This is a genomic window from Streptomyces sp. T028, from assembly GCF_048159505.1.
GTDB lineage: Bacteria > Actinomycetota > Actinomycetes > Streptomycetales > Streptomycetaceae > Streptomyces.
Genome location: NZ_JBLRVZ010000002.1, coordinates 140779 through 163398 on the forward strand (window position 1 = coordinate 140779; position 22620 = coordinate 163398).

Genomic DNA, 22620 nt, shown 5'->3' on the forward strand with positions numbered 1-22620 from the left:
ATGCCCCCACAGCGACGTCGTCCGGCTCGGCTCGTCAGCGGAGCGCTGCTCGCAAGGCCTCGCCCAGCGCCCGCGGAGCCTCGGTGAGCGACGGGCCGTACCAGGTCAGATGCCGTCCGCTGACGAGTGCGCAGGGCAGGCCGGGGAAGGCCTCGGGGCCGTCGTCGGGGGTGAAGCGGTAGGGCTCGTCGGGCAGGACGACGACGTCGGGGGCGGCCGCTCGGAGGTCCTCCAGGGCGATCTTCGGGTAGCGGTCCTCGTGGGCGGTGTAGAGGTGGTCGACACCGAGGCGGGCCAGGACGTCACCGGCGAAGGTGTCGCGGCCGAGCACCATCCAGGGGCGGCGCCAGATGGGTACGACGGCCGTGAGGCGGCTCTCCGGCTCCTTCAGCCCGGTCCACTCCTCCTCCGCCTCGTCCAGCCAGCGCGGGCGGGATCGCGCGCCGCACGCCGTGAGGACGCGGGCCAGCTCGCGGAAGGCCTGCGGGACGTCCCGCACCTCCGTGACCAGCACCTCGACACCCGCCGTACGCAGGGCGGAGAGGTCCGGCTCGCGGTTCTCCTCCTCGTTGGCGATCACCAGGTCGGGCGCGAGGGCGGCGATGTGTTCGACATCCGGGTTCTTGGTGCCGCCGATCCGGGTGACGTCGAGGTCCGCCGGATGGCTGCACCAGTCGGTGGCGCCGACCAGCGCGCCGGGCACGGTGACGGCCACCGCCTCCGTGAGGGAGGGCACCAAGGAGACGACGCGCACTAGCGCTTCCGGTTCCTGACCGCCTCGATGTGCTCCGCGACGGCGACGACGACCACCCGGGTGTCCGCGACGGTCGCCCGCCAGCGGTGGCGGACCCCGCCGGTCAGATACAGGGTGTCGCCCCGGCCCAGACGGTAGGCGCGGCCCTCGGCCTCGATCTCCACGGCGCCGTCGGCGACGTACATCAACTGGTCGTTGCGGTACTGGAATTCACGGCCGGCCTCGTGGTCGCCGGTGAACTCCGTGGCGTGCATCTGGTGATGGCCGCGCACCAGGGAGCGGGAGCGCGGTTCGGGTGCCGACGTCTCGGTGTCCTCGGCGCGGACGACGTCCACGCTGCACGCCGGGTCGGCGGCGGCGAGGAGTTCGACGGCCGTGGTCCGCAGGGCGTCGGCGAGCTTCTCCAGGGAGCTGGTGCTGGGCCGGGCCCGGTCGTTCTCGATCTGGCTCAGGAACGGGACCGACAGGCCGCTGCGCTCGGCCACGACGGCGAGGGTGAGGTCCAGGGACCGGCGTCGCCGCCGTACGGCCGCGCCGACCCGCAGAGGCTGTTCTTTGTGGTCGCCCATCGCTCCGGCTCCCTCCTTCGCTCGTCGAAAAGTCGGTGCGTCGAAAAGTCGGTGCTCTGAAGAGTTCTCTGCACCCTACGCATGTTCGGCAAACCGTTTCATGTGCCCGTCACATCGAGGACACGCCAGGTGACACACCACCCCACAGATCGCGCCAGCGAAACGGGTCACCGATGTCGCCGGGCGCTCACGCGCCCTCCCCTTTTCCGGTTCAATGCGCGAACGGCCGTGAGTGTTCCCGCTCGTCCCCGGCTTCCCAACCACATCACCCCAGGCCCGGGGATAGCGCTGCGTGGTTGGCCGGATCCTTGCCGTGGTGACAGGGCGTCCCATCTGCGGGCATGACACGAAACATGACACGGCCCATGACACGAGGGGCGGGGCTGTCAGGTCGAGACCGCAATGGATGCCACACCCGTGCGGCATGATGCGAGGCGTGACCGGACGACTCATGCTCCTCGACACCGCCTCACTCTACTTCCGCGCCTACTTCGGCGTCCCGGACTCCGTGAAGGCCCCGGACGGCACGCCGGTGAACGCCGTGCGCGGACTGCTCGACTTCATCGACCGCCTGGTCAAGGACCACCGGCCCGAGCAGCTGGTGGCCTGCATGGACGCCGACTGGCGCCCGAAGTGGCGGGTCGACCTGATCCCCTCCTACAAGGCGCACCGCGTCGCCGAGGAGCGCCCGGTGGGCCCGGACGAGGAGGAGGTGCCGGACACGCTCTCGCCGCAGGTGCCGGTGATCGAGGCGGTGCTGGACGCGCTGGGCATCGCGCGCGTGGGCGTCACCGGCTACGAGGCGGACGACGTGATCGGCACGTTCACCGCGCGGGCGGCGGGCCCGGTCGACATCGTCACCGGCGACCGCGACCTGTACCAGTTGGTGGACGACGCGCGCGGGGTGCGGGTGCTGTACCCGCTCAAGGGCGTCGGCACGCTGCAGACGACCGACGAGGCGTGGCTGCGCGAGAAGTACGGCGTCGACGGGCGCGGGTACGCGGATCTGGCGCTGCTGCGCGGCGACCCGAGCGACGGGCTGCCGGGGGTGCCGGGCATCGGGGAGAAGACGGCGGCGAAGCTGCTGGCCGAGTTCGGCGACCTGGCCGGGATCATGGCGGCGGTCGACGACCCGAAGGCGAAGCTCACCCCCTCGCAGCGCAAGCGGCTGGACGAGGCGCGGCCGTACGTCGCGGTCGCACCGACGGTGGTCCGGGTCGCGGCCGACGTACCGCTGCCGGACGTGGACATCTCTTTGCCCCACGCGCCGCGGGACGGGGCGACACTGGAGGGGCTCGCGGAGCGCTGGGGTCTGGGCGGGTCGCTGCAGCGGCTGCTGCAGACGCTGGGCGCGTCGGGGGCCGCCGGCGCATGAGTTCCGGGGCGCCCGGCGCGTGAGCATTGTTCTCGCCGTACGGAATGACATGCGCGGGGGCGGAAAGCCATCCTCGGCACGAGGGGTGAATCAACCTCTCACAGCAGAGGCATCACCGGGGGAGAGATGCTAACTTAGGTAAACCTAACCATAGAACATGGGAGGCCGTCATGGCAGAACGTCCGGCACGGCAGCCGCGCAAGCCCCACTCCGCGCAGGTCGTCCGCACCGAACGGCTGACCCCGCACATGCAGCGCGTGGTGCTCGGCGGCGAGGGTCTGGCCGGGTTCACGGTCGGCACCTGCACGGACCACTATGTGAAACTGCTCTTCGGCCCCGAGGGCGTGACCTACCCGGAGCCCTTCGACATGGAGCGGATCCGCGCCGAGTTCCCGCGCGAGCAGTGGCCCGTGACCCGGACGTACACCGTGCGGGCCTGGGACCCCGAACACCGTGAGCTGACCCTGGACTTCGTGATCCACGGCGACGAGGGCCTGGCCGGGCCGTGGGCGACGCGCGTCCAGCCGGGCGAGACCGTCCGCTTCATGGGCCCCGGCGGCGCCTACGCCCCCGACACCGAAGCGGACTGGCATCTGCTCGCCGGTGACGAGAGCGCGCTGCCCGCGATCGCGGCCGCGCTGGAGTCACTGCCCTCCGGCGCCGTGGCGCACGCCTTCATCGAGGTCGACGGACCCTCGGAGGAGCAGAAGATCGACTCCGATGTCGAGGTCACCTGGCTGCACCGCGACGGCCGGCCGGTCGGCGAGCGGCTCGTCGAGGCGGTCCACGCGCTGGAGTTCCCGGAGGGCCGGGTCCACGCGTTCGTGCACGGCGAGGCGGCCGCCGTGAAGGAACTGCGCCGACTGCTCCGCATCGACCTGCAGATCCCGCGCGAGGACCTGTCGATCTCCGGCTACTGGCGCCTCGGCCACAACGAGGACGGCTGGCAGGCCTCGAAGCGGGAGTGGAACGCGCGCGTGGAGGCCGAACAGGAGGGCGCGTCCTCGGCCGCGTAACGATCCAGGCCACACACGGCCCCCGGCCGCACAGCGCTCCCGGTGGGGGAGCGTGAGGAGTTGGGCCCGTCCCGGACATGACGGCGTGACACCTGCGAAACAGCGCGTCCCTAATTTCTGTCGCCCGACAGGAATTCGCGCCCAAGGCAGGTGCCGCCGTGACGACCACCTCTCCCGCCGACGTACGCCCCGACCCGCCGCACTCCCCCGCCCCCTCCGGCTCCTCCGCCGACGACCGCTCCCTCGCCGAGTTCGGCTACCGCCAGGAACTGCACCGCAGCCTCGGCCGGTACGCCTCGTTCGCCGCCGGATTCTCCTTCATCTCCGTCCTCACTACCGTCTTCCAGTTCTTCGCCTTCGGGTACGCCTTCGGAGGCCCCGTCTTCTTCTGGACCTGGCCGGTGGTGCTGGTCGGGCAGCTGCTGGTGGCCGCCTGCTTCGCCGAACTGGCGGCCCGCTACCCGATCTCCGGCGCGATCTACCAGTGGTCGTCGCGGCTGTCGACGCCGTCGTTCGGCTGGTTCGCCGGCTGGATCATGGTGATCGGGCAGATCGTCGTCGTCGCGGCGGCCGCGCTCGCCCTGCAGATGGTGCTGCCGGCGATCTGGTCCGGCTTCCAGCTGATCGGCACCGACCCCTCGCCCGTCTCCGCGGACGGCGCGGCCAACGCGGCGCTGCTCGGCGTGGTCCTGCTGGTCCTCACCACGCTCGTGAACGTCGTCGACAACCGCGTGATGTCCGTGGTCAACCGGGTTGGCGTGACCGCCGAGATCATCGGCGCCGTCCTCATCGTCGTCCTACTGCTGACTCACTCCGAGCGCACCCCCGGCATCACATTCCACACCACCGGCGCCGCCCAGTCCGGCCTGTTCGGGGCCCTGGCCGTGGGCTCGTTCACCGCCGCCTACGTGATGATCGGCTTCGACAGCGCGGGCGAGATGAGCGAGGAGACCCGCAACCCCCGTCGTACGGCGCCCCGTACGATCCTCACCGCGCTCGGCGCGGCCGGACTGCTCGGCGGGCTGATCGTGCTCGGCGGACTGCTCGCCGCGCCCAGCCTGACCGACGGGCGTCTCGGCGTCGAGGGACTCTCCTACGTCCTCACCAGCAGCCTCGGCGACGGCGTCGGCAGGGTGCTCCTCGCGGACGTGGTGGTCGCGATCGCGGTGGCCACGCTCGCCATCCAGACGGCGGCCTGCCGGATGCTGTTCTCCATGGCCCGCGACGGGCAACTCCCCTTCTCCGCCCGCCTCGCGCGCGTCAACCCGCGCACCGGCATGCCGAGCGCCCCCGCCCTCGTCGTCGGTGTCCTCGCGGCGGCCCTGCTGCTGCTGAACTTCGCCTCGCCGGACGCCTTCCTGGCCATCGGCACCACGTGCATCGTGATGCTGTACCTGGCCTACGCGATGGTCACCGGCCCTCTCCTGGTCCGCCGTCTGCGCGGTGGGTTCTCCTCGGCCGGCACGGACGAGACCGGCGCCCCGCTGTTCTCCCTGGGCCGCTGGGGCGTCCCCGTCAACGCCCTCGCCCTCCTCTACGGCCTGCTGATGACCGTCAACCTGGCCTGGCCCCGGGCGGCGGTGTACGACCCGGCGGGCGGCCACTGGTACTTCCAGTGGTTCACCGTGCTGTTCTTGCTGGTCACGGTAGTGAGCGGACTCCTCTACCGGACTGTGAGGGCACAACGAGGGCACTCGGCTCAGAAATCGGCTGCTGCGGAACCTCTCCCAGAACCGACTCGATAGCGTCGGCCGTGGTGTCCTCGCCCGTCGGCCAGAGGCCCGTGTACTTGTCGAGCGTGATGCTCGGCTTCGAGTGCCCGAGGCGCACCTGAACGGTCTTGACGTTCTCGTTCTTTTTGATCAAGCATGACGCGTAGAAGTCCCGGAGCGAGTGCAGCGTGCACTTCTCCGGGACTTGCACTCGCTCCGGCTCGGATCCCTCGGGCCTCCCGAGACGCTCCCACTTCGCGTACGCCTCGGCATGCTGCTCGTCGAGCGCCTTGTTCGCGCCGTCCTTGACGGACTTCCAGACGCGGGACCAGGTCGACCGGCGGACCGGCCGGCCGTTGTCGTCGGTGAACACCAGACTGGCTTTACGGGTCTTGGGGGGAGCGGGTCCGTCCGGTCCTCGATCTCCACAGCAACAGGCGGGAACTCCGCCATATGCATGGACACCGCGGTCACCGCCGACGGCGCGAGCGGCACCTCGCGGTACGACTCCGGGGTCTTCAACGGCCCAAGGTACTGCGGCCCCTTGTCGGGCGTGACCAGCTGCTGACTCGCCTCCACCTTCCGGCGCAGGAAGTCGAGCCCCTCCTCCAGACCGAGCAGCTCGCCCTGACGCAGGCCATTGGACGCTGAAACCCGCCACCGGTTCGGCACTCCTCGCGAATATGCAGCGTCTCGTGCCGGTGACACAGGACGAAGACGCCGCACTGGTCATCGCCTACCTGCCGCGTGTCGAGCTGAGCTACACCGAGGGCGAGACCCCGGTGAGGTCGTTGGCTTGGAGGGACCCGGCGGACGCGTCCCCCATGCGCGCCCAATAGCAGTCGTACGCCGAGTCGGCCGGGCCCTTCGTGGTGTACGTACCCGGAGTGATGTACTCGTCGTCGAGTGCCTGGGCGGGGTCCTCGTAGTCCGGCTGGGAGTTGGTGACTTCGTAGGTCCCTTCCTGCACGCCGATCGTTTCGCCGAGTGCGTCATCACTGTTCTTCAGCGACTCCTCGAACTCCTCCTCGGCATCCTTCAGTGCGTTTTCGGCGGAAGTCGTCGATTCCTCGACGATGGGCGTGGCCGTGTTCGGTTGCTTGCTGGCGGCCTTTGACTCGGCGGTGTCGCTCGCGCCGCTGGAGCAGCCGGTGGTGAGCGCGGCGAGTAGCAGGGTGGTGGCGAGCACGGTGATGTGGCGCATGGTCCCCCCAGGACGTGCGTGGTGGAGGTCGCATCATCGTGGCTTGGATGCCACCGTATGGCGAGTATGGCCGTGTTGTGACCCTGTGGGGTGATGTGAACGCGGAAGTCCTGCCGCCATGCGCGCGCCACCCGTTCAGGTCACAGAACAGCCACACGCCCCACACGCCTCCGCACCCCCTCATACGCTCCCCCCTCACCACAACTCGCGCCAACAGGGGGACAACCATGGCCAACTGGAAACTCATCGGCGGTATCGCAGGTGGCGTCATCGTCATCGGCGCGATCGGCAACGCCATCGACGGTGGCGACTCCGGCAGCAGCACCTCGACGAAGACGAGTAGCAGCGCACCGGCCACCAGCACCGCCACCAAGGACGCCGGGAGCAGCGACGCCAAGGCCAGCAGTGACGAGAAGAAGGCCGTTCCCGACTTCGTCGGCATGGGCCTCCAGTCCGCCCAAGACGCCGCGCAGGAACAGGGCTTCTACACCCTCACCTCCCACGACAGCCTCGGCCGCGCCCGCATGCAGATCCTCGACCGCGACTGGAAGGTCTGCTCCCAGAACATCGCCGCCGGCAAGAGCGTGTCGACGGACACGGAGCTCGACTTCGGCGCCGTCAAGCTGAAGGAGACCTGCCCCAAGACAGATCAGGCCGAGCCCACGACCGCCGACGGGAAGATGCCGGACTTCGCCGGGAAGAGCGTGAAGGCCGCCCGTGCCGCGCTCGACTCCGATACGTCGATCACCGTGGAAGACGTGTCCGGCGACGACCGGTTCATCCTCGTCGAGTCGAACTGGAAGGTCTGCGGCCAGACCCCGAAAGCGGGCACGGCTCTGAACGGGCAGCCTGTGGAGTTCACCGCGGTCAAGTTCGATGAGACCTGCCCCTGAGCATCAGCGAGACCCGAGGCAACTCGACCGCGGGGCCCCGCCCGCCCTCATAACGCCTGGGGTGCGAGGACTGGCGGGAGATCAGAGGGGTGGCATGACCTTCTGCGGTCGTGCGCACCCGTGGCCGGGCATGCACTCGAACACCTCGACGGAGTACCACCTACCCCGCCGGCTGGTGGCCCGACCAGCAGAGCGGCCGCCGTGCTCCAGGGAGGCCCCGCACCAGACGCACGCCCACCCGGAGTAGCGGGCCCGGGGTAAGTCCCACGCGTCGGGAAGGGCGCGGGCGGTCACGGGGTGCTCGCCTGGATGAGCCGGTTGAGTGCCTGGCCGGTCACGCACTCCGGGGACGCCTTGCACGTCGTGCAGGGCTTGTCCCCGGTGCAGTGGTCGAACAGTGCGCCCATCGCGTTCCGGCCCACGTGCGTACGACACCCGCGCAGGAACACCCGGCGGCCGTCGTGCTCGCATTCCCCGACCGTGACCGCGGTCTGCACGGTGAGCGTCTCGCCGCCCCACAGGCAGACGTGCCCGTCGAGCTGCTGCTCAGAGAGACGGTCGAGATCGGGGATCGGCAGGGCCGCCAGCACCTCGGCCGTTACGCCGTCCGCGGTGATGCTCATGCCGTTGGCTCCCCTGGCTGGAGGGCGTGGGCGAGGCGGAGGGCGACGTCGGCGCGTACGCGGCCGAGTTCCACCAAGCGCAGAGAGGGCGAGCCGGGGTCGACGCCGAGGGACGGCAGCACGATTCCGGCCCGGTCGAGCGCGGCCCGAAGGGATTCCATGGCGGTGAAGGGGTCGACGTCTCGCGTCGAGCGTGCGGAGGCCATATCGGGACGCTAGGAACGATCTGGTGGCGGGCACCATCACGGTTGCGCGAAGTTGCACACCCGACAGCCCGAGTTGCGGCATGTTGCGGAAAAAGCCCCACTCGAACCACCGCCAGAGCACCCGCACCTCGTAGACGCTTGCAGTCCCACCGGTACGGCGAAGCGAAGTAGCCATGGCACGTCGACTGCGCTTCAACGGCACGGGCAGCGGGGTCAACGGATGCCCGTCCATCCACGAGGACCTGGACACCGGGGAAGTCATCGTCCACGGGCCTGTGCTCACGAACCCCGACGACGTCGCCCAGCTGCGCCACCTCGGCGAGGGCGAGGTGCCCGTCGTGGTGCCGCGCGAGGTGCTCGTCGACTTCGGGCCCAAGGAGGTCGACCGCATGCCGGACATCATCACCCTGGACGAGTTCGACCGGTTGTTCACGCGGTTCGAGCACACCGCCTGGCGGCTGGAGACACGACGCCGGTACGCCTCCGACGAGACCACCGGCACCTGGGCGCAGTTCAGCCGCGGCAAGCCCGTGGACTGGGACGGTGTCGACGCCGCCTGGTGCGCCGAGCGCCGGGAGCAGGTCGCGCTGGGCAAGAGGTTCGAGCGGGCACGCATCGTCGACAACCCGCCCACCGCCGGGCAGCTGTACCTGCTCGACAACGCCGGCCGTAACAGCGCCGTGGGCGAGACGATCCTCAACGTCTGGCGTGCGGACGCCGACCGCGTGGGCTTGCCAGAGGAAGACTTCTGGATCTTTGACTCCAGGCTGGTCGCGCTGCTCAACTTCGACGACGCGGACAACCTCGTCGACGTCGAGCTGATCCGGGAGCCGGCCGCGGTGCTGCGGTACGCCATGGCCCGCGACGCGGCGATGCACTACGCCGTGCCGTACGAGGAGTTCGCGGCGCGGCTGGCCGCAGGAGAGTAGGCAGGGGCGTCACCGGTGAGTACCGATTACCAGCAGGCACGGGAGGCCCTCGGAGTACGGCTCCGTGAACTCCGACTCTCAGCGCCTGCTGGCCGGCTCACCGGTGCCCAGCTCGCCCAGCAGCACGGGTGGAACAAGTCGAAGGTCAGCCGCCTGGAGAACGGCCGGCAGACACCCACGCCCGAGGACCTGCGCGCCTGGGCGGAGGCCACGGGCCAGCCCGACGCCTACGACGAACTCCTCGCCCGCCTCCGGGGCTTCGAGTCGCATATCCGGTCGTGGCGGCGTCAGTTGGCTGCCGGGCACAAGGCGGTGCAGGACACCCACCTCAACGCGCACGCGGACGCCAGCGTGTTCCGCGGCTGGGAGCCCGCCATGGTCTTCGGGATCCTCCAGACTCCGGACTACGCCCGGCACATCTTCACCCGGTACGCGGAGCTGCAGCGCACACCGCGCGACACCGAGGAAGCCGTCCGCTCCCGCATGCGGCGGCAGGACGCGCTGTACGACTCCTCCAAGCGCTTTCACCTGCTGCTGTGGGAGCCCGCGCTCCACGCCCTGGTCTGCCCGCCCTCGGTGCTCGCCGCTCAGCTTGACCGTCTGGCCGGGACGATCGGCCTCGACACCGTGGAGCTGGGGATCATCCCTCTGTCCGCGTCGGTGAAGATCCCCCCGGCTACCGCGTTTTGGCTCTACGACGACCGGCAGGTGATCGTCGAGAACTGGCACGCGGAGTTGTGGATCGATGACCCGTCCAGCGTCGACACCTACCTCCGCACGTGGAACACGCTGCGGGAGTCGGCGGTGTACGGGGCGGACGCGCAGAACGTCGTCCTCCGCGCCCGGCGGGCGATCAGCACCCGATAGGGGGCGTCAGTCTTCGAGGAGGCTCAAGACGACGAGCGCCACCACCACAGCGCCCACCGCGGTCACCTGCACCGCGCGCCCCTTCATACCGACGACCAGTATCAACAGTCCAGCCGCCCCGATCCCGACGAGGCCCTGCTCTGACACGTGGTCCGCAATCCAACTCTCCGGCCACCCCATAGCCCGTGCCCCCGTCCTCTCGTCGTGGTGCAGGCATGCCCAGCCCCGTGCATGACCATCCCGGCACGTGTACGAAGCCGCCCCCGTAAAGATCGGACGGGCGGCTTGCGGTCAGGGGAGGCCCGTTTCCCGATGACGGCCTTGCTGGGCGCTAGTTTCCTGCTCAGATCCCGGTTTTGCCGCTAGTGGGGCTGCTGGACCCAGCGGTGCGGGGTGCTAGGTCCAGCAGCCTCTGGGGGCCTACGCGGCGAGCCGGTCGGCCTCTCGGCGGGTGATCTCGGCGACCACATCGGCGCGCTTGATGCCGCGCCGGTTCTTGCCGTCGCCGTCGTCGGTCTGGCCCCACACCTGCTCGGTGCGGATGTCCCACGGCTTCACCGCACCGGTGACGGTCTCGCCCTTCCACTCGCCGTAGACGTCGGGGCGCAGCTCGGCCAGACGGGCGGCGATCCGCTCGCACCACACGGCCTTCTCGTCGACGGCCATCACGCTGAGGACGTCGCCGAGGACGTCCACGCCGACGGTCGCGGCGGGGCCCTCGCCGAGGGCGTGACCGGTGACGTTGCCGTACTCCTCGCGCAGCTGGGGTGCCGCTGGCGCCGCGGAGCATGCCGCGCATCCTGCCAACGGTGCCTGCCCCGGCCAACGGGTTTTCCGGCCCCACCCCCGTACCCTTGACCCCGATGAGACGCCGTACCCCTTCCCCTCCCTCCCCCCTCCCACAGCGCGACGGGGTGGATCCGGTGCGGGTGCGGCTGCCGGGCGAGGGCGACTGGGCCACCGTGCGCGATCATCTGGTGGAGCGGCTCAGCGGGGCCGGTGCCGGGGTCGTCGACGGGATGCTGCGGGCCGGGCTGGTGGTCGGCGCCGACGGGGCGGCGGTGACGCCGGACGCGCCGTACGTACCGGGCATGTTCGTGTGGTTCCACCGGGAGCTGCCCGCCGAGGTGCCGGTGCCGTTCCCGCTGGAGGTCGTGCATCGCGACGAGCACATCGTCGTCGTGGACAAGCCGCACTTCCTGGCCACCACCCCGCGCGGCAGCCATGTCACCGAGACCGCGCTGGCCCGGCTCAGGCGGGAGCTCGGCATCCCCGCCCTGGGCGCGGCGCACCGTCTGGACCGGCTCACCGCCGGGCTCGTGCTGTTCACGGTCCGGCCGCAGGAGCGCGGCGCCTACCAGACCCTGTTCCGCGACCGGCGGGTGCGCAAGGTGTACGAGGCCGTCGCCCCGTACGATCCGGCGCGGGCGTGGCCGGTGACCGTGCGCAACCGGATCGTGAAGGAGCGGGGCACACTGACCGCCCGCGAGGTGCCGGGCGAGCCCAACGCGGTCAGCGACATCGAGCCGGTCGAGCACCGGGCGGACGGACTGGCCCGCTACCGCCTGGTCCCCCACACCGGCCAGACCCATCAACTGCGCGTTCACATGGCCGCGTTGGGCGTGCCGATCCTCGGCGACCCCCTCTATCCGGAGGTGGCCGAGCCGCGCCCGGCCGGTGACTTCCGGCGCCCGCTGCAACTGCTGGCGCGGGAGCTGGAGTTCACCGACCCGGTCACGGGCACGGAGCACCGGCTGCGCAGTGGCCGCGCGCTGGAGTCCTGGACGTCGTACGCCCGTTGGGCCGGTTAGCCGCCCAGGAGTACCGGCTCAGTACCCTCGCCACCAGAGCAGGAACCGCTGCCAGGCGCCCGGGCGGCGGGTCGGCTGCGGGGCGGGAGGCTCGGGCTGGGGGGCGGCCACCCGCTCGGGGGCCGGGGCGGGGGCCGCGGGCCTGGGGTCGATGTGCAGCGGGCGGAAGCCGCGCTGCGACGGAACGACGGCCGCGTGGGTCGGCCTGAGCCTGACGTCCTGCTGGGGCTTGGGCTCGAAGTACGCGGGCAGCGCCACCAGGTGCCGGGAGGCGATCGACGTCGTCCAGCACAGCTCGTCCTCGTCGCAGGCGAGCTGGATGTCCGGCAGCCTCGACAGCAGCCCGTCGACGCCGACGTCGGCGATGGCGCGGCCGATGTCCTGGCCGGGGCACTCGTGGGGGCCGCGGCCGAAGGCGAGGTGGGAGCGGTTGCCCCGCATGTGGGCGGAGAGGTCGGGGCGCACCCGGGGGTCGACGTTGCCCGGGGCGGGCGCGAAGAAGAGACCGTCGCCGGCGCGGATGCGCTGGCCGCCCAGCTCGGTGTCCTGTTTGGCGAAGTAGCCGAAGATCGTGCTGAACGGCGGTTCGTCCCACAGGGTCTGCTCGACGGCCTCCGGAACGGTCATCTCGCCGCCGTTGAGCCGGGCGACGAAGCGGGGGTCGGTGAGGACCACGCGCAGCACGTTGGCCAGCAGGTTGACCGTGGTCTCGTAGGCGGCGAAGAGCACCAGGCGCAGGTGTTCGCGGACCTCGTCGTCGGTCAGTCCGGCCGGGTGGGCGATGAGATGGCTGGTGAAGTCGTCGGCGGGTTCGGCGCGGCGGAGCGTGGTGAGCCGGCTCAGCGCGTCGACGACGTACTCGTGGCTGACGAGGGCGGTCTCGGTGCCCTTGAGCGCGTCCCGGGCGCAGGCGACCATCTTGTCGTTGTACTCGTCGGGCATGCCGAGGAGCTGGCACATCACCGCCATCGGGAGGTGCTCGGCGAACTGTCCGACCAGGTCGGCGCGGCCCTCCTCGCAGAAGCGGTTGACCAGGGCCTGTGTGGCCCGGTAGATGTGCCGGCGCACGCTGCGCTCGTCGAGGGTGTCCATGGCCGCGGTGACCGCGCCGCGCAGTCGCTTGTGTTCGTCGCCCTCGGCGTGTGCGCAGATGGGCTGCCAGGCGATGTGCGGCATGTACGGGTGGTCGGGCCTGACCTGGCCGTCGCGCAGCGGTGCCCAGACACGGGTGTCCTTGGTGAAGGTCGAGGGCGTACGCAGCATCTGCAGGTTCTCGGCGTGGCCGAGGACCATCCACATGGGCAGGTCGTCGTGGAGCAGGACAGGTGCCACGGGGCCGTACTGCTCGCGCAGTTGCTCGTACAGCGCGCCCTGGTCCTCGGCGCCGGGGCCGTAGAGCCGGGTCAGTCCGCCGGGGCCGGTGGCGTGGGCGGGGCAGCCGGGCGGCGGGTCCAGGGCGAGGTCGTGGGGTCCGTTCGTCGTGGGGTGTTCAGGCGTCACAGGGGGTCGCTCCGAAACTGTGGGGGATCCGTTGTCGGGGGTGGGCAGGGGTGGTTCGGGGGGTCAGGTGAGGCTGTCCCTGAGCGAGAGGGAGTGCAGGAACCGCATGAGGGTCATCAGGACGTCACGGCTGGAGGCACGGCGGCGGACGTCGCACTCCACGATCGGCACGAACGGGTGCAGGTCGAGTGCGGTCCGGAGGTCTTCGACGGGGTAACGGGGGCCGTCGGGGAAGGTGTTGACGGCGACGACGAAGGGCACTCCGCCCTCCTCCAGCCGGCCCATGACCTCGTAGCTGACCTCCAGGCGGCGGGTGTCGACGAGGACGACCGCGCCGAGGGCGCCTTCGAAGAGGCCGTTCCACAGGAACCAGAAGCGTTCCTGGCCGGGGGTGCCGAAGAGGTAGAGCACCACCTGGTCGGTGATGCGGATGCGCCCGAAGTCCATGGCCACGGTGGTGGCGGTCTTGGTGTCGGAGCCGAAGTCGTCGTCGACCCCGATGCCGGCCTGGGTCATGGTCTCCTCGGTGGTCAGCGGTCTGATCTCGCTGACGGAGCCGACCATGGTCGTCTTGCCGACGCCGAAGCCGCCCACGATGACGATCTTCGCCGCGGCCGTGGTGGTCTGCGGGAGCAGGTCCTCGACCCGTGGGCCGGGGACCGTGTCAGAGCCTTTGAAGTCCATGCATCACCGCTTCGAGCAGGGATCGGTCGGGGAGCTTCTGCCGGACGATCGGGGCGCGTGCCTGGACCAGTTCGGCCGCCAGCATCTCGGTGAGCAGGACCGTCACGACGCTGAACGGCAGGCCGAGGTAGGCGGACACCTCGGCCACCGAAAGGGGGGCGGCGCACATACGCAGCAGCACGGTCTGTTCCGGGGTGGCCGAGGAGGGGGGTTCGGCACACGCCACGACCAACGTCACCAGGTCGAGCGGCGCCCGCTCCCCCTCGGCACCGGTGATCGTGTAGAGCCGGTCGGGCTGCTTCTCCCTGTCCGTCGGGGATTCGGCGGGCGGGGCCGGTGCGGGGGGCGGAGGCGGCAGGGGCCGGCGCCGCCGACGTTGGGGAGGCGTCATACGGTGTGCCTGTTGCGGCGGGGCGGGCTGGTCAGATGGGCACCGATGCGGACGACGAGGTCGCGCATGGAGCCGCTCATCCGGCCCGGTTCGCAGCACACGTCGGAGAGGACGGCGAGGTAGGCGTTGGCGCCGGCGGACATCATGTAGAAGTAGCCGCCGTCCATCTCGATCATGATGAGGTTCATGTCGCCCTCGACGCACTCCATCTCCTGGGCGATGGCAGTGGCGAGGCTCTGCATGCCCGCGCAGGCGGCGGAGACCCGGTCGGCGGCGTCGGGTTCACCGGCGTAGCGGGCGATGCGCAGGCCGTCGGAGGAGAGGACGACGATCATCTCGATGCCCGGGACGCCGTCGTAGAGCTCCTTGAGCACCCAGTCGAAGTTCTGGCGCTGCTGGATCACGTGAGGTCCCCTTCGTCGTCGGCCTCGGGCGGTTTGGGCTTGTCTTCGATCAGGTGCAGGTAGGCGGTGGGGTTGCGGGTGAAGTCGGTGGGGTGGACGCCGGGCGGGGCGATCTTCTTCAGTCCCTCCCAGAAGGCCTCGAAGGCCACTCCGGGTTCTTGTTTCTTCTTCTTGGGCTTCGGCGGCTCGGGCGCTGCCTGGGCGAACGGGTCGGGCCTGCCCTCGCGTTCGGCGCGCTCGGCGGCCTCCTGGGCGGCGTACGCCGCCGCGTAGCGCTCGGCGATCGGGATGATCTCCTTGGAGCGGCGCTGCGGCAGGCCCTTGTCGGTCCACTCGGTGATCACGGGCACGTCGTCCTCGAGGGAGACGTTGGCCGGGATCTTCGGGTTGGTGGGCCGGCGCCGCTTGGGCGGCCGCTTGGGGCCCTCGAGGTTGCTCAGGTCGATCTGCGCGGAGGCGGCGCCGATGCCGTGGGCGTAGCCGGGTGCCGGGTCGGAGGTCATCATCTCGCGGGGCACGACGAGGACGGCGCGGACGCCGCCGTACGCCGAAGTGCGCAGCGCCACCTGCAGGTTGAAGGAGGTGCACAGGCGGCCGACGACCGCGAGGCCGAGGCGCGGGGCGCCGCCGAGGTCCTGCATGGTGACACCGCGCATGGCGTCGTCGAGCATCTTCTCGGTCTTGGCGCGGGACTCCTCGCTGAGGCTGACGCCGGCGTCCTCGATCTCGATGGCGATACCGGTCTGCACCTCTACGGCGTTGACCTGCACCTTGGATTTCGGGGGCGAGAACCGGGTGGCGTTGTCGAGGAGTTCGGCGATCGCGTGGATCAGCGGTTCGACGGAGACGCCGCGGATGTTGACCTTGGCGATGGAGTTCAGCTGGATGCGCGGGTACTCCAGGATGCGGGACATGCCGCCGCGCAGCACGCTGTAGAGCGGGACCGGCTTGGGCCAGCTGCGGCCGGGGCGGCCGCCGCCGAGGACACCGATGGAGTCGGCGAGGCGGCCGATCATGGAGGTGCCGTGGTCGATGCGGAGCAGGTCGTCGAAGACCTCGGGGTTGCGGCCGTGGTCCTCCTCCATCTCCCGCAGCTCCGCGCACTGCTGATGGACGATCGCCTGGACGCGGCGGGCGACGTGGACGAAGGCGCGCTGGAGGGAGTCGCGCAGGGCGTTCTCGTAGTCGAGGGCTTCGAGGAACCGCTTGACGAGGGCGCGCTGTCCGTCGTCGATGTCACGGAAGAACGGTTCACGCTCACCCAGGTGGAAAATCACCTCGTCGGGGGAATTTCCGCCGCGCACCCATTCCGCGGCGAGGGGGACGAGCTCCTTGGCGATGAACTTGTTCTCCTCCTGCTGGGCGGCGAGACGCGCCTCCAGCTGGGCGATGCGCTGGTCCGACGCCGCGCGCAGTTCCCAGAGCCGGCCGTGGCGTCGCCGCGCGCCGGCCCCCGCCGCGGTGATGAGCAGGGTGGCCACGGCTCCGCAGACGCCGACGGCGAGCCGTGCCGGCCCCGCCACCAGGGCGACGGCGGCTCCGGTCACCGCGGCCATCAGTATCGCCGGCAGCAACAGGAGTCGGGTGAAGGAAAGTTCTCGGCGACCGGGTGGGGACTGAACACTCACCATGTGGGCACCCTCATGTAGGGATCTGTCGGCATCTTCGGAGCATTTGGGAACAGGCGCACGAATACACCGCAACTCGGTGCGCCGCGGGCGAGCTTAGTCCGACCGGATCATCGCTGTGTCATATTCAGCGACCCCCTGAAACCGACCGTGCGAGTGGAGTAACGTCGGCCCCATTTACACACTCGGACATCATTCGAACACGTGGAGTAATCACGTACGGGCGTGCGAGATGCGACCCGCCCGGACGGGTGAGCCGGTCACTCGCAGGCTGTGTTCCAGGCCGGCACTACGGCGGTGCTCAGGCCCCGGTGATGCGCAGCGCCGCGTCGGCGGTGGCGCGGGCGAAGTCCGAGACGGGCCGCTCGGGATCGGAGCGGTGGACGAGGATGACGCCCTCGATGAGCCCGAAGACGAGATCGGTCCGCAGATCCAGCTCGCTCTTGACGAACCCGCCGCCCACCGCCGTCGCCGCGATCAACTGCCGGTAGGCGTCCTTGAGTTCGGCACGCACCGCATGGAAGCCGGCGAACCGCTCGGTGCGCACCTCGGGCAGCAGATAGAGCCCGCCGAGGTTGTGCGGCCCGCCGCACAGCAGTTCCACGTCGGTGCGGCACAGCTCCCACAGCCGCTCCTCGGCCGCCCGCCCGTCCTCGGCGAGCAGCGCACGTGCGTACGTCAACGACGGGGTGACGGTGGACTCCAACAGGTCGGCGAGGAGTTCCTCCTTGCCGGAGACGTAGTGGTACATCGAGGCCTGGCGCATGCCGGCCCGCTCGGCGACCGCCCGGGTGGTGGTGGCGGCGTAGCCGCGCGTGGTGAACAACTCCGCGGCGGCGGCCAGGAGTTCGGCGCGCGGTTCGAGGCCGCTGTCCGGCCGCTGCGCGGCCCGCGGCCTGCCGACCCGGCGTCCACCGCGTCCGTCGTTCGTCCCCATGCGTTCGATCCTCGCACACGGCGGCGGGCGGCGATCTTCGAGCGGGCGGTCAGGGATCTTCGCGAGGGTCGCCCGTGAGGGGTCGGTAACCGGGCGGCAACGGGCGCGCAATGCCGGTGACCCGGCCAGGCCCTAATTTCTGTCACGCGACAGAAATTACCCCCGTCAGTTGGGAGGGCCGCGATGGCGGCGACAGCGACCACGTACGGAGCACGCGCCCACGCCCGCGCCCAGGAGGGCACCCGCGCCGAGGCCATGCCCGTCGTCCCGGCGGCCGACTGGCCGGCCCCGCCCTGCGAGGCGGGCCATCTGGTGTGGGCCGAGACCGTGGCGGGCGGCAACTACACCCATCGGGTCCTCGCCCGCGGCACCGAACTGCGCCTGACCGACCTGCGCGGCGACGCCTGCGCCCATCTGCTGCTGTACGTGGACGGCCGCCCCTGGGAACGGCTGAACGTCGCCGACACGGTCAAGGTCCAGTGGAACGCCTACCTCGGCGAGGGCGTGCTCCTCCTGTCCGACCAGGGCCGTGTCCTCGCGTCCGTGATCGCCGACACCTCGGGCCGGCACGACGCCCTCGCCGGCACCTCCACACTCGCCCGCAACACCGCACGCTACGGCGACGGCACCCCGCAGGGCCCCTCCCCCGCCGGCCGCGAGCTGTTCAAGCTGGCCGCCGCCAAGAACGGCCTGGAACCCCGCGACCTGCCGCCGTCCCTCTCCTTCTTCCAAGGCGTCGAGGTACGCGACGACGGCACCCTCGACTTCACCGGCTCGGCCGGCCCCGGCGGCAGTGTCACCCTGCGCGCCGAACAGGACCTCACCGTCCTGATCGCCAACGTGCCGCACCCGAGCGACCCCCGCCCCGACTACGTCAGCACCCCGCTGGAGGTCCTCGCCTGGCGCGCGGCACCCACCGGACCCGGCGACCCGCTGTGGGACGCCACCCCCGAGGGCCGCCGCGCCTTCCTCAACACGGCCGAATTCCTCACCGCCAGGGGGCTCGCATGAGCACGAAGACCGTCGTCCCGGCCCGCGCCGCCTGGTCCGCGATCGTCCGCGAGGGCGAGACGCTCACCATCACCGACCTGCACGGCAACCAGGCCGTCGACTTCCTCGTGTACGACGCCCACGACACGTCCGTGCGCTACAGCGCCCCCGACACGATCCAGGCCCAGGGCGGCATCTTCCTCACCACCGGCAGCGTGCTCATGTCCAACGAGCACACCCCGCTGATGACGGTGACCGCCGACGCGGTCGGCCGCCACGACACGGTCGGCGGCGCCTGCTCCAAGGAGTCCAACACCCTGCGCTACGGCCACCACACCTACTCCCAGCACGCGTGCGTGGACAACTTCCTCGCCGAGGGCGCCAGGTACGGCCTCGGCAAGCGGGACCTGGTCTCCAACATCAACTGGTACATGAACGTGCCCGTCGAGAAGGACGGCACCCTCGGTATCGTCGACGGCCTCTCCGCACCCGGCCTCGCCCTCGCCCTGCGCGCCGAGCGGGACGCCCTCGTCCTCGTCTCCAACTGCCCCCAGATCAACAACCCGTGCAACGGCTTCGAGCCGACGGCGGTGGAGATGACGATCACCGGGGCCGGCGCATGACCTTCGACACCGTACTGGTCGCCAACCGGGGCGAGATAGCCGTCCGGATCATCCGCACCGCCCGCGAACTGGGCCTGCGCACGGTCGCGGTGTACTCCGACCCCGACCGCTCGGCGCCCCACGTCCGGCTCGCCGACGAGGCGGTCCGGCTGGGCCCGGCGCCCGCGAAGGAGTCGTACCTCGACGCCGACCTCGTCCTGAAGGCCGCCAAGGACACCGGCGCGGGCGCGATCCACCCCGGCTACGGGTTCCTCTCCGAGGACGCGGCCTTCGCCCGCCGCTGCGCCGACGCCGGGATCGTCTTCGTCGGCCCGACGCCCGAGCAGCTGGAGCTGTTCGGCGCCAAGCACACGGCCCGCGCGGCGGCCGAGGCGGCGGGGGTGCCCCTGGCCCCGGGCACCGGACTGCTGCCGGACCTCGCCGAGGCCCTCGCGCGGGCCGAGGCCGTCGGCTATCCGGTCATGCTCAAGGCCACGGGCGGCGGCGGAGGCATCGGCATGTCCGCCTGCCGCTCCCCCGAGGACCTCACCGACGCCTGGGAACGCGTCCAGCGCGTCGCCGCCGCCTCCTTCTCCTCCGCCGGCGTCTTCCTGGAACGGCTCGTGGAACACGCCCGCCATGTCGAGGTGCAGGTCTTCGGCGACGGCGAGGGAAAGGTCGTCACCTTCGGCGACCGCGACTGCTCGCTCCAGCGCCGCAACCAGAAGGTCCTGGAGGAGGCCCCGGCCCCCGGCCTCCCCGACCACGTACGACGGCAACTGGCCGTATCCGCCCGCGACCTGTGCGCCTCGGTCGGCTACCGCTCCGCCGGCACCGTCGAGTTCGTCTACGACGCGGCCCGCGAGGAGGCCTGGTTCCTGGAGGTCAACACCCGCCTCCAGGTGGAACACCCGGTCACCGAGGAGATCTACGGCGTCGACCTCGTCGCCTGGATGCTGCGCCTGGCACGCGGCGAGCGGGACGTCGTACGCGACCCGGGACCGGCGCGCGGGCACGCCGTGGAGGCCCGGCTGTACGCCGAGGACCCCAGCCGCGACCACCGGCCCGGCGCGGGCCTGCTGACCCGGGTCGAGTTCCCCGGCGGCGTCCGCGTGGACGGCTGGGTGGAGACCGGCACCGAGGTGACGACGTCGTACGACCCGATGCTCGCGAAGGTCATCGCGTACGGCTCCGACCGCGCCCATGCGCTGCGCCGCCTGGACGAGGCGCTGGCCCGCACCCGCGTCGACGGCATCGAGACCAACCTGGGCCTGGTGCGCGCGGCCCTCGCGGACAGGCGCTTCAGGACGGCGGCCCACTCGACGGCCACCCTGGCCCAGGTGCACGACCCCACCCCGCGGATCGAGGTCGTCACCGGCGGCACCCTCACCACCGTGCAGGACTGGCCCGGCCGCACCGGCCACTGGCAGGTCGGGGTCCCGCCGTCCGGCCCGATGGACGACCGGTCCTTCCGGCTCGGCAACCGGGCGCTCGGCAACCCCGAGGGCGCCCCGGGCCTCGAATGCACCCTCCAGGGGCCCGCGCTGCGGTTCACCCACCCCACGACCGTGTGCGTGACCGGCGCCCCGGCCCCGGTGACGGTCGACGGCGTGCCTGTGCCGCAGTGGGAGCCGGCCACGGTCCCGGCCGGGGGCGTGCTGGAGGTCGGCGCGCCGACGGAACACGGCCTGCGCACCTATGTCCTGATCGCCGGCGGCGTGGACGTCCCCTCCTTCCTCGGCAGCGCGAGCACCTTCACACTGGGCCGGTTCGGCGGGCACGGCGGCCGCGCCCTGCGCACCGGGGACGTCCTGCACGGCGGCTCGGTCACCGAGGGCGCCCCGGTCACGGTGCCTCCGTCGTTCACCTCCGTCTGGCACATCGGCGCCGTCGAAGGCCCCCACGCGGCACCGGAGTTCTTCACCGAGGACGACATCCGCGACTTCTACGCCGCCGACTGGAAGGTCCACTTCAACTCCGCCCGCACCGGCGTGCGCCTGGTCGGCCCCAAGCCGCGCTGGGCCCGCACCGACGGCGGCGAGGCGGGGCTGCACCCATCCAACATCCACGACACGCCCTACTCCGTCGGCGCCGTCGACTACACCGGCGACATGCCGGTGCTGCTCGGCCCGGACGGCCCCTCGCTCGGCGGGTTCGTGTGCCCGGCGACGGTCCTCAGCTCCGAACGCTGGAAACTGGGCCAGCTGCGGCCCGGCGACACGGTCCGCTTCCAGCCCGTGGAAGTGAACGGCGTACCGCGCCCCGAGATCGTCGACGGCGGCGTCCTCGCCCGGGACGGCGACGTCACCTTCCGCCGCAGCGGCGACGACAACCTGCTGGTCGAGTTCGGCCCGATGCAGCTGGACCTGGCCCTGCGGATGCGCGTCCACGCCCTCATGGAGGCGGTGACCCGGGCCGACCTGCCGGGCGTCACCGACCTCACCCCCGGCATCCGCTCCCTCCAGATCCGGACGGACCCTGCCCACCTCCCCCAGCACGAACTCCTTGCGGCCGTACGGCGGATGGCGCGCACCCTCCCGCCCACGGACGAACTGGTCGTCCCCTCCCGCACCGTGCACCTCCCCCTGTCCTGGGACGACCCGGCGACCCGCGAGGCGATCGCCCGCTACATGGCCGGGGTCCGCGAGGACGCCCCCTGGTGCCCGTGGAACATCGAGTTCATCCGCCGCGTCAACGGCCTGGAGTCGGTCGCGGACGTCTACGACACGGTCTTCGAGGCGGAGTACCTGGTCCTGGGTCTCGGGGACGTCTATCTGGGCGCCCCGGTGGCCACCCCGCTCGACCCGCGCCACCGCCTGGTGACGACGAAGTACAACCCGGCCCGCACCTGGACGGCCGAGAACTCGGTCGGCATCGGCGGCGCCTATCTGTGCGTCTACGGCATGGAGGGCCCCGGCGGCTACCAGTTCGTGGGCCGTACGACGCAGGTGTGGTCGCCGTGGCAGCAGCGCGGCGCGTTCGAGCCGGGCTCGCCCTGGCTGCTGCGCTTCTTCGACCGGATCCGCTGGTACCCGGTCGAAGCGGACGAACTCCTCGACCTGCGCGCCGACCTCGTCTCCGGCCGTTTCGTGCCCCGCGTCGAGGAGGGCACCTTCTCGCTCGCGGACCACCAGGCCTTCCTGACCGAACACGCCGACTCCATAGCGGAGTTCAGGGGACGGCAGCGGGCGGCGTTCGCGGCGGAGCGCGACGCGTGGGAGGCGGCGGGCGAATTCACGCGCGCGGAGGCGGCCCTTGCACCGCCCGCTCCACCGGCCGAGGTGACCGTCCCGTCGGGCGGCCGGCTGATCGAGGCCGAATTCGCCGCGTCGGTCTGGCAGTTGAACGTGTCGCCGGGCGACGAGGTGGCGATGGGACAGCCACTGCTCGCGCTGGAGGCGATGAAGATGGAGTCCAGGGTGCACGCGCCGATGGCCGGCGTGGTGGCGGAGGTCCTGGCCCGCCCGGGCGACCAGGTGGAGGCGGGGACGGCACTGCTCGTCCTGGCCCCGGCCGCGAACTGAA

At 71.1% G+C, this 22620-nt stretch carries 24 protein-coding genes; 10 read left to right on the forward strand and 14 right to left on the reverse strand.

Annotated elements, in window-relative coordinates:
• Positions 1-34: 34 nt before the first annotated feature.
• Complete coding sequence (locus tag ACLZN2_RS02165; RefSeq protein WP_416976582.1) at positions 35-754, reverse strand: helical backbone metal receptor; 720 nt, start codon at positions 752-754, stop codon at positions 35-37.
• On the reverse strand, positions 754-1323 hold the full coding sequence (locus ACLZN2_RS02170; RefSeq protein WP_416976583.1) for a helix-turn-helix domain-containing protein: 570 nt from the start codon (positions 1321-1323) through the stop codon (positions 754-756). The genes ACLZN2_RS02165 and ACLZN2_RS02170 overlap by 1 nt, the downstream gene beginning before the upstream one ends.
• A gap of 406 nt (positions 1324-1729) precedes the next feature.
• Between ACLZN2_RS02170 and ACLZN2_RS02175 the strand changes: the two genes are divergently transcribed.
• From ACLZN2_RS02175 to ACLZN2_RS02185, 3 genes are all read left to right on the forward strand, one after another.
• Complete coding sequence (locus ACLZN2_RS02175; protein ID WP_416976584.1) at positions 1730-2698, forward strand: 5'-3' exonuclease; 969 nt, start codon at positions 1730-1732, stop codon at positions 2696-2698.
• Positions 2699-2868: 170 nt separating this feature from the next.
• Positions 2869-3714 (forward strand): siderophore-interacting protein, encoded by an 846-nt coding sequence (locus ACLZN2_RS02180; RefSeq protein ID WP_416976585.1) that lies wholly within the window; start codon positions 2869-2871, stop codon positions 3712-3714.
• Positions 3715-3872: 158 nt separating this feature from the next.
• Positions 3873-5459, forward strand: a complete 1587-nt coding sequence (locus ACLZN2_RS02185; protein ID WP_416976586.1) for an amino acid permease — start codon at positions 3873-3875, stop codon at positions 5457-5459.
• Here the strand turns inward: ACLZN2_RS02185 and ACLZN2_RS02190 are convergent.
• Together ACLZN2_RS02190 and ACLZN2_RS02195 are read right to left on the reverse strand one after the other, a co-directional pair.
• A complete protein-coding gene (locus tag ACLZN2_RS02190) occupies positions 5356-5799 on the reverse strand; it encodes a tyrosine-type recombinase/integrase (RefSeq protein ID WP_416976587.1) in 444 nt (147 codons plus the stop codon). The two genes, ACLZN2_RS02185 and ACLZN2_RS02190, sit on opposite strands and share 104 nt — an antisense overlap.
• 387 nt (positions 5800-6186) lie before the next feature.
• Positions 6187-6630, reverse strand: coding sequence for a hypothetical protein (locus tag ACLZN2_RS02195; RefSeq protein WP_416976588.1), 444 nt, complete (start codon positions 6628-6630; stop codon positions 6187-6189).
• A gap of 227 nt (positions 6631-6857) precedes the next feature.
• On the opposite strand from ACLZN2_RS02195, the gene ACLZN2_RS02200 reads away from it, so the two are divergent.
• Positions 6858-7523: a PASTA domain-containing protein gene (locus tag ACLZN2_RS02200; protein ID WP_416976589.1), complete on the forward strand. Its 666-nt coding sequence runs from the start codon at positions 6858-6860 to the stop codon at positions 7521-7523.
• A 290-nt stretch (positions 7524-7813) separates the two neighbouring features.
• On the opposite strand, the gene ACLZN2_RS02205 is transcribed toward ACLZN2_RS02200, so the two are convergent.
• Both ACLZN2_RS02205 and ACLZN2_RS02210 read right to left on the reverse strand, forming a co-directional pair.
• Positions 7814-8146, reverse strand: coding sequence for a hypothetical protein (locus tag ACLZN2_RS02205; RefSeq protein ID WP_416976590.1), 333 nt, complete (start codon positions 8144-8146; stop codon positions 7814-7816).
• Positions 8143-8352, reverse strand: a complete 210-nt coding sequence (locus ACLZN2_RS02210) for a hypothetical protein (RefSeq protein WP_416976591.1) — start codon at positions 8350-8352, stop codon at positions 8143-8145. Before ACLZN2_RS02210 ends, ACLZN2_RS02205 begins: the two co-directional genes overlap by 4 nt.
• Before the next feature lie 173 nt (positions 8353-8525).
• Between ACLZN2_RS02210 and ACLZN2_RS02215 the strand changes: the two genes are divergently transcribed.
• Positions 8526-9281: a DUF6879 family protein gene (locus tag ACLZN2_RS02215; protein WP_416976592.1), complete on the forward strand. Its 756-nt coding sequence runs from the start codon at positions 8526-8528 to the stop codon at positions 9279-9281.
• A gap of 15 nt (positions 9282-9296) precedes the next feature.
• Positions 9297-10148, forward strand: coding sequence for a helix-turn-helix domain-containing protein (locus ACLZN2_RS02220; protein WP_416976593.1), 852 nt, complete (start codon positions 9297-9299; stop codon positions 10146-10148).
• Positions 10149-10154: 6 nt separating this feature from the next.
• Here the strand turns inward: ACLZN2_RS02220 and ACLZN2_RS02225 are convergent, their stop codons facing one another.
• The gene (locus tag ACLZN2_RS02225) at positions 10155-10295 is read right to left on the reverse strand and encodes a hypothetical protein (RefSeq protein ID WP_416976594.1); all 141 of its coding nucleotides are present in this window, start codon (positions 10293-10295) and stop codon (positions 10155-10157) included.
• Positions 10296-10568: 273 nt separating this feature from the next.
• Complete coding sequence (locus ACLZN2_RS02230) at positions 10569-10955, reverse strand: hypothetical protein (RefSeq protein ID WP_416976595.1); 387 nt, start codon at positions 10953-10955, stop codon at positions 10569-10571.
• 56 nt (positions 10956-11011) lie between these two features.
• Between ACLZN2_RS02230 and ACLZN2_RS02235 the strand changes: the two genes are divergently transcribed.
• On the forward strand, positions 11012-11959 hold the full coding sequence (locus tag ACLZN2_RS02235; RefSeq protein ID WP_416976596.1) for an RluA family pseudouridine synthase: 948 nt from the start codon (positions 11012-11014) through the stop codon (positions 11957-11959).
• A gap of 18 nt (positions 11960-11977) precedes the next feature.
• Here the strand turns inward: ACLZN2_RS02235 and ACLZN2_RS02240 are convergent, their stop codons facing one another.
• From ACLZN2_RS02240 to ACLZN2_RS02265, 6 genes are all read right to left on the reverse strand, one after another.
• Positions 11978-13459 carry a cytochrome P450 gene (locus ACLZN2_RS02240; RefSeq protein ID WP_416976597.1) on the reverse strand — a complete coding sequence of 494 codons (1482 nt, stop codon included), beginning with the start codon at positions 13457-13459 and terminating at the stop codon, positions 11978-11980.
• Positions 13460-13522: 63 nt separating this feature from the next.
• Positions 13523-14143 (reverse strand): GTP-binding protein, encoded by a 621-nt coding sequence (locus ACLZN2_RS02245; RefSeq protein ID WP_416976598.1) that lies wholly within the window; start codon positions 14141-14143, stop codon positions 13523-13525.
• The gene (locus ACLZN2_RS02250; protein WP_416976599.1) at positions 14124-14534 is read right to left on the reverse strand and encodes a DUF742 domain-containing protein; all 411 of its coding nucleotides are present in this window, start codon (positions 14532-14534) and stop codon (positions 14124-14126) included. The genes ACLZN2_RS02245 and ACLZN2_RS02250 overlap by 20 nt, the downstream gene beginning before the upstream one ends.
• Positions 14531-14938: a roadblock/LC7 domain-containing protein gene (locus ACLZN2_RS02255; RefSeq protein WP_416976600.1), complete on the reverse strand. Its 408-nt coding sequence runs from the start codon at positions 14936-14938 to the stop codon at positions 14531-14533. The genes ACLZN2_RS02250 and ACLZN2_RS02255 overlap by 4 nt, the downstream gene beginning before the upstream one ends.
• A complete protein-coding gene (locus ACLZN2_RS02260; RefSeq protein ID WP_416976601.1) occupies positions 14935-16569 on the reverse strand; it encodes a sensor histidine kinase in 1635 nt (544 codons plus the stop codon). Before ACLZN2_RS02260 ends, ACLZN2_RS02255 begins: the two co-directional genes overlap by 4 nt.
• A gap of 298 nt (positions 16570-16867) precedes the next feature.
• On the reverse strand, positions 16868-17503 hold the full coding sequence (locus ACLZN2_RS02265; protein WP_416976602.1) for a TetR/AcrR family transcriptional regulator: 636 nt from the start codon (positions 17501-17503) through the stop codon (positions 16868-16870).
• Between the two features lie 183 nt (positions 17504-17686).
• Here ACLZN2_RS02265 and ACLZN2_RS02270 point away from each other — a divergent pair, with 183 nt between their 5' ends.
• From ACLZN2_RS02270 to ACLZN2_RS02280, 3 genes are read left to right on the forward strand one after another with little or no spacing between them, the layout of a single operon-like run.
• Entirely contained in the window at positions 17687-18514 is an 828-nt protein-coding gene (locus tag ACLZN2_RS02270) for an urea amidolyase associated protein UAAP1 (RefSeq protein WP_416976603.1), read from the forward strand.
• Positions 18511-19116 (forward strand): urea amidolyase associated protein UAAP2, encoded by a 606-nt coding sequence (locus ACLZN2_RS02275; RefSeq protein WP_416976604.1) that lies wholly within the window; start codon positions 18511-18513, stop codon positions 19114-19116. Before ACLZN2_RS02270 ends, ACLZN2_RS02275 begins: the two co-directional genes overlap by 4 nt.
• Positions 19113-22619 (forward strand): 5-oxoprolinase/urea amidolyase family protein, encoded by a 3507-nt coding sequence (locus ACLZN2_RS02280; RefSeq protein ID WP_416976605.1) that lies wholly within the window; start codon positions 19113-19115, stop codon positions 22617-22619. Before ACLZN2_RS02275 ends, ACLZN2_RS02280 begins: the two co-directional genes overlap by 4 nt.
• Position 22620: the final 1 nt, after the last annotated feature.

Coding starts and splice junctions, on each gene's coding strand:
- ACLZN2_RS02170 (WP_416976583.1), bottom strand. CDS start 1,323: ATGGGCGACCACAAAGAACAGCCTCTGCGGGTCGGCGCGGCCGTACGG.
- ACLZN2_RS02175 (WP_416976584.1), top strand. CDS start 1,730: ATGCCACACCCGTGCGGCATGATGCGAGGCGTGACCGGACGACTCATG.
- ACLZN2_RS02180 (WP_416976585.1), top strand. CDS start 2,869: ATGGCAGAACGTCCGGCACGGCAGCCGCGCAAGCCCCACTCCGCGCAG.
- ACLZN2_RS02195 (WP_416976588.1), bottom strand. CDS start 6,630: ATGCGCCACATCACCGTGCTCGCCACCACCCTGCTACTCGCCGCGCTC.
- ACLZN2_RS02200 (WP_416976589.1), top strand. CDS start 6,858: ATGGCCAACTGGAAACTCATCGGCGGTATCGCAGGTGGCGTCATCGTC.
- ACLZN2_RS02205 (WP_416976590.1), bottom strand. CDS start 8,146: ATGAGCATCACCGCGGACGGCGTAACGGCCGAGGTGCTGGCGGCCCTG.
- ACLZN2_RS02210 (WP_416976591.1), bottom strand. CDS start 8,352: ATGGCCTCCGCACGCTCGACGCGAGACGTCGACCCCTTCACCGCCATG.
- ACLZN2_RS02215 (WP_416976592.1), top strand. CDS start 8,526: ATGGCACGTCGACTGCGCTTCAACGGCACGGGCAGCGGGGTCAACGGA.
- ACLZN2_RS02235 (WP_416976596.1), top strand. CDS start 11,012: ATGAGACGCCGTACCCCTTCCCCTCCCTCCCCCCTCCCACAGCGCGAC.
- ACLZN2_RS02245 (WP_416976598.1), bottom strand. CDS start 14,143: ATGGACTTCAAAGGCTCTGACACGGTCCCCGGCCCACGGGTCGAGGAC.
- ACLZN2_RS02250 (WP_416976599.1), bottom strand. CDS start 14,534: ATGACGCCTCCCCAACGTCGGCGGCGCCGGCCCCTGCCGCCTCCGCCC.
- ACLZN2_RS02260 (WP_416976601.1), bottom strand. CDS start 16,569: ATGGTGAGTGTTCAGTCCCCACCCGGTCGCCGAGAACTTTCCTTCACC.
- ACLZN2_RS02265 (WP_416976602.1), bottom strand. CDS start 17,503: ATGGGGACGAACGACGGACGCGGTGGACGCCGGGTCGGCAGGCCGCGG.
- ACLZN2_RS02270 (WP_416976603.1), top strand. CDS start 17,687: ATGGCGGCGACAGCGACCACGTACGGAGCACGCGCCCACGCCCGCGCC.
- ACLZN2_RS02275 (WP_416976604.1), top strand. CDS start 18,511: ATGAGCACGAAGACCGTCGTCCCGGCCCGCGCCGCCTGGTCCGCGATC.
- ACLZN2_RS02280 (WP_416976605.1), top strand. CDS start 19,113: ATGACCTTCGACACCGTACTGGTCGCCAACCGGGGCGAGATAGCCGTC.